The sequence below is a fragment of the Streptomyces sp. NPDC006458 genome, from assembly GCF_040612135.1.
Lineage (GTDB): Bacteria > Actinomycetota > Actinomycetes > Streptomycetales > Streptomycetaceae > Streptomyces.
Window position 1 is genome coordinate 23,217 of record NZ_JBEXPR010000028.1, and the last position, 13,839, is coordinate 37,055.

12 protein-coding genes and 1 pseudogene are annotated in these 13,839 nt (G+C 68.2%); 12 read left to right on the top strand and 1 reads right to left on the bottom strand.

Annotation, left to right across the window (positions count from 1 at the left end; genetic code table 11):
- Nucleotides 1-81: 81 nt before the first annotated feature.
- Nucleotides 82-429 (top strand): PLD nuclease N-terminal domain-containing protein, encoded by a 348-nt coding sequence (locus ABZZ79_RS30960; protein ID WP_356694373.1) that lies wholly within the window; start codon nucleotides 82-84, stop codon nucleotides 427-429.
- A pseudogene (locus ABZZ79_RS30965) lies at nucleotides 429-548 on the top strand (LysR family transcriptional regulator); the annotation flags it as partial. The gene ABZZ79_RS30960 and the pseudogene ABZZ79_RS30965, both read left to right, overlap by 1 nt.
- A 197-nt stretch (nucleotides 549-745) precedes the next feature.
- On the opposite strand, the gene ABZZ79_RS30970 reads toward ABZZ79_RS30965, so the two are convergent.
- A complete protein-coding gene (locus ABZZ79_RS30970; RefSeq protein ID WP_356694375.1) occupies nucleotides 746-1,555 on the bottom strand; it encodes an IclR family transcriptional regulator in 810 nt (269 codons plus the stop codon).
- Between the two features lie 222 nt (nucleotides 1,556-1,777).
- Here ABZZ79_RS30970 and ABZZ79_RS30975 point away from each other — a divergent pair, with 222 nt between their 5' ends.
- The 10 genes from ABZZ79_RS30975 (at nucleotide 1,778) to ABZZ79_RS31020 (ending at nucleotide 13,620) form a co-directional block, all read left to right on the top strand.
- Nucleotides 1,778-2,863 carry a substrate-binding domain-containing protein gene (locus ABZZ79_RS30975; protein ID WP_356694377.1) on the top strand — a complete coding sequence of 362 codons (1,086 nt, stop codon included), beginning with the start codon at nucleotides 1,778-1,780 and terminating at the stop codon, nucleotides 2,861-2,863.
- A gap of 77 nt (nucleotides 2,864-2,940) precedes the next feature.
- Nucleotides 2,941-3,777: an ATP-binding cassette domain-containing protein gene (locus tag ABZZ79_RS30980; protein WP_356694379.1), complete on the top strand. Its 837-nt coding sequence runs from the start codon at nucleotides 2,941-2,943 to the stop codon at nucleotides 3,775-3,777.
- Nucleotides 3,774-5,042: a sugar ABC transporter permease gene (locus ABZZ79_RS30985; RefSeq protein WP_356694381.1), complete on the top strand. Its 1,269-nt coding sequence runs from the start codon at nucleotides 3,774-3,776 to the stop codon at nucleotides 5,040-5,042. Before ABZZ79_RS30980 ends, ABZZ79_RS30985 begins: the two co-directional genes overlap by 4 nt.
- 49 nt (nucleotides 5,043-5,091) lie before the next feature.
- A complete protein-coding gene (locus tag ABZZ79_RS30990) occupies nucleotides 5,092-6,627 on the top strand; it encodes an aldehyde dehydrogenase family protein (protein WP_356694383.1) in 1,536 nt (511 codons plus the stop codon).
- Nucleotides 6,628-6,689: 62 nt separating this feature from the next.
- Nucleotides 6,690-8,264, top strand: coding sequence for a CoA-transferase (locus tag ABZZ79_RS30995; protein ID WP_356694385.1), 1,575 nt, complete (start codon nucleotides 6,690-6,692; stop codon nucleotides 8,262-8,264).
- The gene (locus ABZZ79_RS31000) at nucleotides 8,251-9,039 is read left to right on the top strand and encodes an enoyl-CoA hydratase/isomerase family protein (protein ID WP_356694387.1); all 789 of its coding nucleotides are present in this window, start codon (nucleotides 8,251-8,253) and stop codon (nucleotides 9,037-9,039) included. Before ABZZ79_RS30995 ends, ABZZ79_RS31000 begins: the two co-directional genes overlap by 14 nt.
- Before the next feature lie 52 nt (nucleotides 9,040-9,091).
- Complete coding sequence (locus ABZZ79_RS31005) at nucleotides 9,092-10,270, top strand: glycoside hydrolase family 88 protein (protein WP_356694389.1); 1,179 nt, start codon at nucleotides 9,092-9,094, stop codon at nucleotides 10,268-10,270.
- Entirely contained in the window at nucleotides 10,267-10,971 is a 705-nt protein-coding gene (locus ABZZ79_RS31010) for a bifunctional 4-hydroxy-2-oxoglutarate aldolase/2-dehydro-3-deoxy-phosphogluconate aldolase (RefSeq protein WP_356694391.1), read from the top strand. Before ABZZ79_RS31005 ends, ABZZ79_RS31010 begins: the two co-directional genes overlap by 4 nt.
- Nucleotides 10,968-11,951, top strand: a complete 984-nt coding sequence (locus tag ABZZ79_RS31015) for a sugar kinase (protein ID WP_356694393.1) — start codon at nucleotides 10,968-10,970, stop codon at nucleotides 11,949-11,951. The genes ABZZ79_RS31010 and ABZZ79_RS31015 overlap by 4 nt, the downstream gene beginning before the upstream one ends.
- 94 nt (nucleotides 11,952-12,045) lie before the next feature.
- Complete coding sequence (locus ABZZ79_RS31020) at nucleotides 12,046-13,620, top strand: GMC family oxidoreductase N-terminal domain-containing protein (protein WP_356694395.1); 1,575 nt, start codon at nucleotides 12,046-12,048, stop codon at nucleotides 13,618-13,620.
- Nucleotides 13,621-13,839: the final 219 nt, after the last annotated feature.

A 13,839-nucleotide genomic window follows, 5' to 3' on the forward strand; every position in this document is an offset into this window, starting at 1 on the left:
AAGTATCCCCGAGCGGCTAACCTGAGCCCGTCACCGGGGCCGGACACAACGCCCCACCGCCTTCACAAGGGGCTGTACTCCATGCTCAGGGTGCTGATGTTCCTCGTGCCGCTGGCACTGAGCATCTACGCGTTCATCGACTGCATCAGCACGGACGAGAAGGACGTCCGCCATATGCCCAAGCCGCTGTGGGCGATCCTCGTGCTGCTGTTCCCGCTCGTCGGCTCGCTGTCGTGGATCCTCGCGGGCAAGCGGCGCAGCCCCGCCGCCGAGGGCTGGTCGGGGGTGTCGGGCAGCCGTACGCGCTGGGTCGCGCCGGACGACAACCCCGAGTTCCTCAAGTCCCTGGGCGAGGCGACGGAGCCGAAGGACGAGGGGACACGCGAGGACGAGAGGCCGCGGAAGGACGACGAGCCGAAGGGCGAGTGATGGAGCTGCGGCTGCTGGTCACCTTCGAGAAGGTCGCCACCGTGCTGAGTTTCACCCGCGCGGCGGCCGAACTCGGGTACGCGCAGTCCAGTGTGACCTCCCAGGTCCGGTCTCTGGAAGTCAGAATCTGGAAGGCGAGTCCGGGCTGGGGGCTGTTCCTGGTCGCCCGTGCCGCCGCGTCGTGGGGAAGCCGTAAGGGGCGCGCTGGGCGGGTCGTCCGGGCGCATGTGGATGCGCCCGGTGCCATGGCATGAATCTGCCGTCGAGCGGAGCGGCACGGCGTTGACTCACCATGAGAGCCCGAGCAAGAGGCTCTTCACGGGGACTCCGGTTGAGCTCCCAGCCGTGTCTCGATGGCATGGCGGGCCGCCTGCAGAGGCGTGAGGTGACTGCTGAGGTTCCGCGAGGTCAGCCGTGTGGCCGGGCCTGCCACGGTCAGTGCGCCCACGACGGCGCCGGTGTAGTCCCGGAGGGTCACGGCAACGGAGCACAGGCCCACTTCCCGTTCCTGCCAGCAGGTGGCGTAACCCTGCTGGCGCACCTGTGCCAACTCCTGCCTCAACTGGGCCGGGTCAGTGATGGTGGTCTTGGTGTAGCGGTGCTGGGGCTCACTAAGGATCTTCTCGACGAGTTCGCAGTCGGCCGCGAACGCCAGCAGTGCCTTTCCGGAGGCGGTGGCATGCAAGGGGCCGCGTCGGCCGGCGTTGGCCACCATGCGCAGCCCGTGGGGAGGTTCTCCGCGGTCGAGGTAGAGCACCGACTCGTCGTTGAGAATGCCCAGCAGGACCGACTCGCCGGTCTGTACGGCCAGTTTGTCCAGGTAGGGACGGGCGACGCGAGAGAGGTCCACGTCGCGTACAACGTTGGCTCCAAGTTCATACAGACCCCAGCCGAGGCGGTAGCGGGTGGTTTCCTCGTCCCGCATGACAAGGCGCCGGCTCTCCAGTGTGGCCAGCAAGTGGTGGACGGTCGCCTTGCTCAGGCCGGTGCGTCGCGCGAGGTCACTCACTCCGACGGGATGCGCGGCTCGCGCGATGGCCTGCAGCACGTCCACCGCGTGATCTACGGCCCGGACACGGCGTGACGTGGTGGCTGCACCGGCGGCCGTCGTCTGGTGACTGATCAACGCTTCCCACCCACTCCTGGATGTGCTTGCCCATACCGAACGGCTCCGGGAACAGTCTGCACGCGAAGACCCTCAGGGCCGCAAACAAGTGTTTGCCTCTCGCTAACAGCGTTAACGAGAACGAAACGTCGGGCCTACGGTGAGCGCAGTTCGGCTGCAGTGACCGCATTACGGCGATTTCCGCAGCCTTGGTCGGTAGTCCTGGAAAGTTGGTTTCGTTCTATGAGATACGCAAAGGCGCGTCTGCTCGCTGCATGTGCCACGGGGGTCCTCGTCCTGGCCGGGTGCAGCACCAACAACCCGAGCTCGTCCTCATCCGCGCAGGCCAAGGGCAACAGCGGCGGTTACAAGATCGCCCTGCTGCTGCCCGAGACCGCCGTTCCGCGATACGAGGGCAAGGACAAGCCGTACTTCCGAGCCCATCTGAAGAAGCTGTGCCCCTCGTGCAGCCTGCTGTACGCCAACGCCAACTCCAGCGCCGAAACGCAGCAGCAGCAGGCACAGTCCATGCTTACCCAGGGCGCGGATGTGCTCGTGGTGGACCCGGTGGACGGCGTGGCGGCAGCCAGCATCGTCACGGCCGCCAAGTCGAAGAACGTCCCCGTCGTCGCCTACGACCGTCTCATCAAGAGCCCGGATCTGTCGTACGTCGTGTCCAACGACTACGAGCAGGTCGGAAAGCTGCAGGCGCAGGCTCTCGTCGACAGACTGAAGGCCGACAAGGTGTCTCCCTCGCGGGGCGGCATCATCATGATGAACGGCGCCGCCACCGACAACAACGCGGGCACTATCAAGGCGGGCGCGCTCAGTGTGATCGACAAGAGCGGCTACAGGGTCCTGTCCTCCACCGACACCTGGGACCCCGCAGCCGCGCAGAAGTGGGCAGCCGGACAGATCACCCGCTTCGGCAAGAAGATCACCGGCGTGTACTCGGCCAACGACGGCAACGCCGGCGGTGCGATCGCCGCGTTCAAGGCAGCCGGTGTCTCGCAGCTTCCGCCGATGACCGGGCTGGACGCGACACTCGCGGGGCTGCAGGCCATCCTCGTCGGCAACCAGTACATGACGACGTACAACTCCTTCCAGCATGAGGCGGAGACCGCCGCCACGGCCGCCTACGACCTCGCGCAGGGCAAGACGCCGAAGGCTCCCGCCACCGTGGACGGGCATCCCGCCACGCTGAACCCGCCGGTCGCTGTCACGGCGTCCACCATCGAGTCGACCGTGATCCGTGACCGCTTCTGGCGGGCAGCCGAGCTGTGCACCTCTCCTTACCAGGCGGCATGTGCCGAGCACGGCATCAAGTAGCGGAGACGCGTACCGAACTTCCCCGGCCGCCCGGTGCACCGTCCCATCCGCACAACCCGGCACTGCCAGGAGCAACGATGACGTCTCCCACCCCTACCGCATCAATCCCCCCGCCTTCGCGGCACCCGCGACCCCTGCTGTCCTTGCGGGGCGTGAGCAAGACCTTCGGCGCCGTCCGAGCCCTCACCGATGTCGACCTCGACATCTACCCGGGCGAGGTCGTGGCCCTGCTCGGCGACAACGGCGCAGGCAAGTCCACCCTGGTCAAGACCCTCTCCGGCGCACATCTCCCGGACTCCGGCGAGATCAGCTTCAACGATGAGCGGGTGAGCATCACCTCTCCCGGTGAGTCCCGCAGCCTCGGGATCGCCACCATCTACCAGGACCTGGCCCTGTGCGACAACCTCGACGTCGTCGCCAACCTGTTCCTCGGCTGCGAACGTACCCGCTTCACCTTGAGTGAAGAAGACATGGAGGAGCGGGCCTGGACCCTGCTGCGCCAGCTGTCCGCCAAGATCCCCTCAGTGCGTACCCTGGTCGCCGGACTGTCCGGCGGCCAGCGCCAGACCGTCGCCATCGCGCGTTCGCTGATCGGCGACCCGTCCATCGTCATCCTCGACGAGCCGACCGCCGCCTTGGGCGTCGAGCAGACCGCCGAGGTCCTCAACCTCATCGAACGGCTCCGCGACCGCGGCCACGGAGTCCTGCTGATCACGCACAACATGGCCGATGTGCGCGAGGTGGCCGACCGCGCTGTTGTCCTGCGACTGGGACGCAACAACGGGGTCTTCCAGGTCAAGGACGTGACCCACGAGGAGATCATCGCGGCCATCACCGGAGCCAGCGACAGCGCCGTCACACGCCGGGCGGCCGCCGTGGTGACGACCAAGAACACGGAAGGGGCCGCGTCATGAGCGCCACGAAGACCGACCAGACACCGGCCGGCACGGCCCCCACGCCGATCGACCTGCGAGACGAACGCCTCATCCTCCCCGACCGGGCGCACGGCACCCTGCGCGGCTTCCTCGACCGCGTCCGCGGCGGCGATCTGGGCTCGCTGCCGGTCGTCATCGGCCTGGTCCTCATCGCCGTCATCTTCCAGAGCCTGAACGGGTTCTTCCTCTCCAGCGCCAACCTCGTCGAACTCGCCACCGAGTGCGCCGCCGTAGGCACCATCTCCCTGGGCATCGTGCTGGTCCTGCTGCTTGGCCAGATCGACCTGTCCGTGGGATCCATGAGCGGCCTGGCCTCGGCCATTCTCGGCGTTGGCCTCACCCAGCTGGGCTGGTCCGTGTGGACCGCCCTGGCCTGCGCACTCGCCGCGGGACTCCTCATCGGCATCATCTACGGGATGATCTTCACCCGGTTCAGCGTGCCGTCGTTCGTCATCACCCTCGGCGGACTACTGGCACTGCTGGGACTGCAGCTGAACATCCTGGGCACGAACGGATCCATCAACCTCCCCTTCAGCAGCTGGATCGTCCGCTTCAGCCAGCAGACGTTCGTCGCACGCCCCGTGGCCTATGTTCTGGCGGCCCTCATCGCTGGGGGCTACCTCGCCTCCCAACTGGCCCGCCACTGGCGCCGGCGCCGGCATTCCCTGTCTACACCGGCACCCATAGCGGCGATCGTCAAGTCCAGCATCTTCCTGGCTGCCTTGGAGGCCGGCTGCTGGTACCTGAACCGGGACCGCGGTGTGAGCGCGCCCTTCGTGCTCTTCGTCGCCCTCGTCGCGGTGATGAACTTCCTGCTGACCCGGACAGTGTGGGGCCGGTCCGTGTTCGCCGTCGGCGGCTCCGTCGAAGCGGCCCGCCGTGCCGGCATCCGGGTGAACCACATCTACATCTCCGCTTTCGCCCTCTGCTCCCTGCTCGCGGCCCTGGGCGGACTGCTCGCCGCCGGCCGCCTGGCCACTGCGAGCACCAGCAGCGGCGTGGGCGACACCAACCTGAACGCCATCGCCGCGGCGGTCATCGGGGGAACCAGCCTCTTCGGAGGACGGGGCAGCGCCTATTCCGCCTTGCTGGGCATCGCGGTCATCACGGCCATCGCAAGCGGCCTGACACTGCTCAACCTCAGCTCGTCCATCCGATTCGTCATCACCGGTGTCGTTCTGCTGATCGCCGTGATCGTCGATTCACTCGCGCGGCGATCCCGCGCGGCACACGGACGCGCCTAGCGCACAGCCGCCGACAACACCGCACGACCGTGAGAAAGAGGCAAGAGCAATGACCGCACAGACCACACAAGTTCCCGGACGTTCGGACACGAACCGCCCGCGCATCTGCGGACACTTCATCGACGGGTCCTGGCGCGAGCCCGCCGATGTACTGCAGCGGCATGCGCCGGGCACGGGCGCCGTCGTCAGCACCGTGGGGGCGGGCACTGCCGGCGACGTGGACGAGGCCGTCCGGGCTGCCCGGCACGCCTTCGACAGTGGCATCTGGTCGGATGCCACGGGCACCGAGCGGGCCCGCATCCTGCACCGCGTCGCAGACATGATCGAGGCCAACAGCGCGCTGCTGGCCGCCCTCGACGCCGAGGAAGGCGGCAAGCCCATCCGCCTCAGCGAGGGCGACATCGCAGGCGCCGCCGCCCTCACCCGTTACGCGGCCGGCCTGGCCGTCCAAATGCACGGCACCACCTACACCAATCACGGCGCCGACCACACCGGACTGGTGCTCCGCGAACCCGCCGGGGTCGCCGGGCTGATCACCCCCTGGAACTTCCCGGCCCTCATCCTGTGCCAGAAGCTGCCCTTCGCACTGGCCGCCGGTTGCACCGTGGTCGTCAAGCCGTCGGAGCTGACCAGCAGCAGCACCCTGGAGATCGCCCGGCTGTACGCCGAGACCGGACTGCCCGACGGTGTGCTCAACGTCGTCACCGGCGATGGCCGTGCAGGGCAGGCACTGGCCGAGCACCACGGCGTGGACGTGCTGTCCTTCACCGGCTCGACCACGACCGGGCGGAAGATCCTCACCGCCTCGCAGGGCAACCTCAAGAAGCTCTCCCTGGAACTGGGCGGGAAGGCCGCCAACATCGTGTTCGCCGATGCTGACTTGGATGACGCCGCGGAGGGTGTGCTCTTCGGTGCCTTCTTCAACAACGGCGAATGCTGCGTCTCCCAGGCCCGCCTGCTGGTGCACGACAGCATTGCCGACGATTTTCTCGCGGAACTGAAGTCCCGCGTCGGGCGGATCAGGGTTGGCCAGCCCCTTGATCACGCCACCGACGTCGGCGCCATGATCCACCCCGGACACCTGGAAGCGGTCCTCGGCCACATCACCCAGGGCACGGACCAGGGTGCCCACGTGGTGGCGGGGGGCGCCCGCGCCTCGGGGCCGGCTCTGGACGAGGGCCTGTTCGTTCAGCCGACCATCCTCGACGGCGTCGGTCCCGGTATGAGCGTCTTCCGCGAAGAGATCTTCGGACCGGTGCTGACGGTCTCGCGCTTCCACGACGTGGCAGAGGCCATCAACCTGGCCAACGACGTCGACTACGGCCTCGCCAACAGCATCTGGTCCAAGAACGTCGACACGGTGCTGCCCGTGGCCAAAGCGCTCAAGAGCGGCACCGTCTACGTCAACACCACCATTGACGCCCCGCCGACCCTGCCCTTCGGCGGATTCAAGACAAGCGGCGTGGGGCGGGAAATGGGGCAGGCCGGCTTCGAGGAGTTCACCGAGCTGAAGTCGGTGAGCATCCGGACCGGCAAGCGCAGCGGCACTTTCGCCTTCGGCGGCGTCCATGCGCCCAGGTCCTGACCCTTCTCTGCCCGGCGATCGCGCACGGGCCACCCACGCAAGTTCCTCAAGGAGCGGTGGCGATGAGAATCTGTAACACCCAGGAGGCGGCGGCCCTGGTGCCGGACGGTGCGACCGTCCTCGTCGACGGGTCCGGCGGCGGAGTCAACGAGCCGGCAGCGATCCTGGCTGGCCTGGAAGCCCACTTCCTGGCAGAGAGCCATCCCCGTGACCTCACCTTGGTGCACATCTCCGGCATGGGGGACGGCCACGGCGGCGGCATCGATCGTTTCTCCCACCCCGGCATGGTCCGCCGCGTCATCGGCGGTCACTGGGGCTGGACCCCAAGCATGCAGAACCTCGCTCTCACGGAACAGATCGAGGCCTACTGTCTGCCCCAGGGCACCCTGTCGCACCTCATGCGCGACATCGCCGCCGGGCGCCCCGGTGCCATCTCCGCCGTCGGACTGGGCACCTTCGTCGACCCCCGCCTCGGCGGAGGGCGCCTCAACGCCTCCGCGACCCAAGACATCGTGCAGCTGATCGAGCTCGCCGGACGCGAGTGGCTGTTCACACCCGCTTTCCCCATCGACGTCGCCGTCATCCGCGGAACCCGCGCCGACACAAAGGGCAACATCACCATGGACGGCGAGGGCCTGTTCGCCGAGACCCTCTCTGCCGCACAGGCCGCCCGCAACAGCGGCGGCCTGGTCATCGCCCAGGTCCGCGAACTCGTCCAGGCCGGCACCCTCGACCCGCGGCGGGTCCGCGTCCCCGGCGTCCTCGTCGACGCCCTGGTCATCGACCCCGCCCAGCGGCTGTCCTTCGCCACCGCGGACGACCCCTTCATGACCGGCGAACTACGCGCCCCGGCCGCTGCCCACGCCCCCATGCCGCTGTCCGTGCGCAAGGTCATCGCCCGCCGCGCCGCTCTCGAACTCCGCCACGGCGACGTGATCAATCTCGGCTTCGGCATGCCCGACGGGGTGGCCGCCGTCCTAGCCGAGGAAGGACTCAGCGACGAGGTCACCTTCACGGTCGAGCAGGGTCACATCGGCGGTGTCCCGGTCGGGGGCAGCGACTTCGGCATGTGCGTCAACCCCGAGGCCTCCATCGACGCCGGTCACCAATTCGACTGGTACGACGGCGGTGGCCTGGATGTCGCGGTCCTCAGTTTCGCCCAGGTGGACGCCGCCGGGAACGTCAACGTGGGCCGGTTCAGCGGCCGCATCCCCGGCGTCGGCGGCTTCATCAACATCTCCCAAGGCGCCAAACGCCTCGTCTTCATCGGCACCCTCGTCGTCGGCGGCGACTACGCCATAGGCGGTGACCAGCCCCTCACCCTTCCCGAGAACCGCCCCACCAAAGCGGTCCAGGAAGTCGCCCAGATCAGCTTCTCCGCCGAGCAGGCGTTGCGCGCGGGGCAGCCCGTCACCTACGTCACGGAGCGGGCCATCTTCCGGCTGACCGAGGAAGGGCTGGAGCTCACCGAGATCGCACCAGGCCTGGATCTCACCCGGGACGTGCTCGATCACCTCGAGTTCAAACCACGCATCAGCCCCGACCTTCATGCGATGGACTCCCGCCTCTTCCAGGCACAACCCATGGGGCTCACCCTGCCCTCCTCCCGAAAGGAACACGGTCGTGGCGCAGAATGACGACCTCCTGCTGCGCGAGCGGCGCGGAACGGTCCTGCTGGCCACCCTCAACCGCCCGCGCAAAGGCAACGCCCTCAACCAGCCCCTCATCGACGCCCTCGACGACCTGGCCGACGAGGTGGAGCAGTCCCAGGCCAGCACCGATCCCCACCGGGCCCTGGTCATCACCGGTGCCGGGACGAAAGCCTTCAGCGCCGGCGCGGACATCACCGAACTCGACGGCATCGGCGGATCCCGGGCAGCCGAGCAGATGCGGCGCGGCCAGCGGGTCTTCGACCGCATCGAGCAGCTTCCCGTCGTGGTCATCGCCGCGATCAACGGTTTCGCGCTCGGTGGCGGCCTCGAACTCGCCATGGCTGCCGACCTCCGCATCGCTGCGCCCTCCGCCCGCCTCGGGCAGCCCGAGATCACCTTGGCCAACCTGCCCGGCTGGGGAGGAACCCAACGCCTGCCGCGGCTCCTCGGCCGCAGCCGCGCCACACGGCTCATCCTCACCGGCGACCTCATCACCGCCCAGCACGCCCACAAGCTCGGACTCACCGACGAGGTGGCCGACGACCCGGTCACCGCCGCCGTCGACCTCGCCGCCCGGATCGCCGCCCACAGCGCGACCGCGGTCGCAGGCGCCAAACGCGCCATCCACATCGGCCTGACGCACGGCTACGAGGCGGGCTTGGACGTGGAAGCGGATGGCGTCGCCGCCTGCTGCGAGACGGCCGAGCAGAAAGCGGCCGTGCAGGCATTCCTCAAGCGCAGAACCCCGAGTGGCTCCTGACCGGCCGCGTCACCGCGCCTGACCACTGCCACCCGATGAAAGGTCCACCGCCATGGCTTTCTCGCACCGCGACCACCATCCACAGCGGTCCGCTGCCTCCCACCCCGAAGACGTGGGCCGCACGCTGGACTTCGGCGAAGCGTTCGCCTTCGCCCAGCAGCAGGTCCGCAACCTCATCACCAAGGCGCCCGGACAGATGCCGACCTATACCGAACACGGCACCTGGGCCCTTACGGACGACCCCTGGGCTCCGACCTGGAGCGGCGGCTTCCTGACCGGCATGATGTGGATCTTCGCCGACCGCACCCAGGACCCGTGGTGGCGTCAGCAGGCCGAGCGGTACAGCGAGTTGCTCGAGCCGCGCAAAGCCGACACCGGCACCCACGACATCGGGTTCGTCCTCGAACCCAGCTGGGGTCGCTGGTACGACCTCGACCCCAACCCCCGCGGCCGCGACGTCCTCATCGAAGGCGGCCGCACCATGGCCGGCCGACTCGAAGCCCCCGGCGGCTACCTCAGCACCTGGGTCGACCCCGGCAGCACCTTCATCGACGTCATGATGAACGTCGGCATCATCTTCCGCGCCGCCGCCTACAGCGACGACCCAGAACTTCACAAGATCGCCGTGACCCACTGCCACACCACCCGCCGCTATCTGATGCGCGGGGACGGCAGCACCCTGCACGAGGCCTGGTTCGACACGGCCACCGGCGAATTCCTGCGCAGCGCCACTCACCAGGGCTGGCGCGCTGACTCCACCTGGTCACGCGGGCAGGCCTGGGCGATCTACGGCTTCACCACCGCCTATGAGCACACCGGCGACCACAGCATGCTCGACACCGCCCGGCGTGCCGCCGACTACTACATCGGGCACACGCCCGACCACGGCGTGCCGCCCAACGACTGGAACGATCCCTCGCCCGCCCAGCCGTTCGAAGCCTCCGCCGCAGCCATCGCCGCCGCCGCGATGCTCCGCCTCGCCGGCTGCCTCAGTTCGACTGCGGACGCCGACCGCTACCGGGACTACGGGCTGCGGATCCTCACGACGCTGCGCTCGACCGAGTTCATCGCCGCCGACACCCCCGGCTGGCAGGGCATCATCCGCCACGCCACCTATCACCAGCGCAACGGCCTCGGCATCGACGAGAGCGTCATGTGGGGCGACTACTACTTCCTCGAAGCCCTCGATCTGGCCGCCGGCCAGACACGTCAGGGAGGACCACAGGTATGACGGTCACATCACGCCCCGTTCCCACTCCGGCTTCTGCCGCCGAGCCCGTCCCCGGTCCGCGACACGACGCCACCGCGGCCATCACCGCCAGCGGCCTCATCGCGATTTTGCGCGCCCCGACCGCCCACCACTTTCCCGCCATCACCGACGCCCTGGTCCGCGCCGGCGTGCGTGCCATCGAGGTGACGCTGACCACCGGCGGAGCCCTGTCCTGCTTGCGCGCGCTGACGGCCGCCTACGGCGACGACATCGCTATCGGGGCAGGCACGGTACTGACCGCCGACCAGGCCGACATGTGCATCGAGGCCGGAGCCGGCTTCCTCGTCTCCCCCGTCGCCGCGCCGGACGTCGTCGCGGCAGCCCGCATCGCCGGAGTCCCGGCCTACCCCGGTGCCCTCACCCCGACCGAAATCGCCGCCGCGCACCATGCCGGAGCCCCGGCCGTCAAACTCTTCCCCGCCTCGGCCGCCTCGCCGCGGTTCATCACCGACGTGCACGGGCCCCTGCCCGACGTCTCCATCATCCCGACCGGCGGCATTGCCCTGACCGACATCCCCGCCTGGATCTCCGCAGGCGCCGCCGCCGTCGGACTCGGCAGCCCCCTCAGCGGCGCAGCCGGCACCGACGGAGTCACCAAAGACCTCACCGTACGGGCCCGGCAGGCTCTGGGATTCATCGCTGCGGCACGGAGTACATCATGACCGTCAACGCCGCTGTCCCCAGTCGGCGCACGCCGGTCGGTCTGCTCACTCTCGGTGAGACGATGGGCCTGGTCAGCGCCATCGGAACCGGCTCCCTCGACTATGTGCACGCCTTCACCTTCGGTATCGGCGGAGCCGAGAGCAACGTCGCCATCGGCGCGGCTCGCCTGGGAGTCCCGGTCACCTGGGTCGGCCGTATCGGATCCGACGCCACCGGCGATGTGATCGAACGCCGCCTGCGCGCCGAGGCCATCAACGTCCGTGCCATCCGTGACCGCAGCTTCACCGGGCTGATGGTGCGCCATTGCCGCGCCGGGACCGCCGTACACGTCGACTACCACCGCGCGGGATCGGCAGGCTCGCACCTGACCCCGTCCGACCTGCCTGCCGAGCTGATCGAGCAAGCCTCGATCGTGCATCTGACCGGCATTACACCCGCTTTGAGCGACTCTGCCCGGAAGACCGTTCAACACGCGCTGGCTGCCGCTAAAGCCGCCGCCGTGCCTGTCAGTGTCGACATCAACTACCGCAGCAAGCTCTGGGAGCGCAACCACGCCCGCCCCCACCTTCGCGAACTCGTCAGTTCGGCGGACATCGTCTTCGCCGGTATCGAAGAGGCACAACTCGTCCTCGATACCCATACCGGTTCCGCAGCATCGCTGGCCGAGGGCCTTTCGCTGCTGGGCCCGAAGGAAGCGATCATCAAGGCAGGACGTGACGGCTGCGCGGCGTGCATCGACGGAGCCGTGCTCGCCGAGCCCGCCATCAGCGTGCACCTGGTAGACCCCGTCGGCGCCGGAGACGCCTTCGTCGCCGGCTATCTCACCGAACGCCTCACCGGCGCCGACGCCGAACAGCGGCTGCGTACCGCCTGCGCCATGGGCGCCTACGCGGTCACCGTGCCCGGTGACTGCGAACTGCTGCCCACCCGCAACGAACTCGACGCCCTGCTGTCGCCATCCGACGACGTCGTGCGCTGACCCGCCAACCCGGCACCATCCCGCCACAAGACGCAGGGGCCGCATGCCCCCGCTCGAGCTCCCGCCTGGGGTTCGACAGCCAAGGAGAACGTCCGTGAGTTACGACTACATCATCGTCGGCGCCGGAACATCCGGCTGCGTTCTGGCCAACCGGCTCACCGAAGACCCCAGCGTCAAAGTTCTGCTCCTGGAAGCCGGCAGCCGCGACATCAACCCCATGATCCACGTCCCGGGCGGCATCGGCATGCTCTTCGGCCCCCGGGTCAACTGGCGCTTCCACACCGTCCCCCAGCCGCACCTCGACAACCGGCGTATCTGGTACCCCCAGGGCAAGACCCTGGGCGGCTCCAGCGCCATCAACGCCATGATCTACATCCGCGGCCAGAAGGAGGACTACGACCATTGGGCATCGCTCGGCAACGACGGCTGGTCCTACGACGACGTGCTGCCGTACTTCAAGAAGTCCGAGGACAACAGCCGCCTCGTCGACGACTACCACGGCCAAGGCGGTCCCCAGGCGGTGTCGGACCAGACCAACCCGCACATCCTGAGCACCTCCTTCGTCCGCGCCGCCACCTCCTGGGGGCTGCCCTACAACCCCGACTCCAACGGCGCCTCCATGTACGGCGCGGGCATGTACCAGGTGACGTACCGCGCGGGCATGCGCCGCTCTCAGGCAACCTCCTTCCTGCACCCGATCCGGCGCCGCAAGAACCTCACCCTCAAGACCGGCGCCCGCGTACTCCGCGTCGTCGTCGAGAAGGGACGAGCCGTGGGCGTGGAGATCGGCCGTGGCTACGGCTCCACCATCGTGCGCGCCGACCGCGAGGTCATCCTCTCCAGCGGCGCCATCAACACCCCGCGCCTGCTCATGCTGTCCGGCATCGGAGCAGCGGACGAACTCGACGCGATAGGAATCAGGCCCGTCCACGACCTCCCGGCCGTCGGTAAGAACCTGATGGACCACCTCAACACCAACGTCCACTCCCGCTTGAAGGAACCCATCAGCTACGACGGGCTCGACCGGTTCCCCAAGCTCCTCGCTCCCGGCATGCAATGGGTCTTCCTGCGCACCGGACCGGCCGCATCCGTCATCGTCGAAGGCGGCGGCTTCTTCAAGAGCCCCGGAGCCGACCGCCCGGACATGCAGATCCACATCGCACCCGCGCTCGTCGTACGCGGTGGCCAGACCCGGCTCGACGGGCACGGCTTCACCATCAACTCCACATTCCTGCGCCCCGAAAGCGTCGGCTCCGTCAAGCTCGCCAGCAACGACCCCACCGCCGAACCGCTCATCGACCCCCAGTACCTCAGCGCCCCGCGGGACAGGGAGATGGCACTGCGGCAAGTGCGGACCATCCGCGAAGTACTCGCCCAGCCGGAGATGGCCCACTTCATCAAGGAGGAACTCCTGCCAGGGACCCATCTGCAGACGGACGAAGAAATCATGACCTACATCCGCCAGTACGCCTCCTGCGACTACCACCCGGTCGGCACCTGCCGCATGGGCACCGGCGAAGACGCCGTGGTCGACCCGCAACTGCGCCTTCGCGGCCTGACCGGCCTGCGGGTTGCAGACGCCTCCATCATGCCCAAGCTGATCAGCGGCAACACCATGGCACCCACGATGATGATCGCCGAGAAGGGTGCGGACCTCATCAAGGCATGACAAAAGAAGCAACCCCACGTCCCTGTCCCCTGCCACCAGGGGCGCAAGACCGGTCCCTCGCCCGGAAAGCACCTCGTGTGAACACCCGTAGTGTGCAAGTCACCATTGCTCGACGCGCTCCCGTAGCAATGATCACCACAGCGATCCTCGTCTCACTCACCGCCTGCGGCACCGTGGATGGAATCGGCGGCGACAGCGGCTCGTTCCGCGTGACGATGG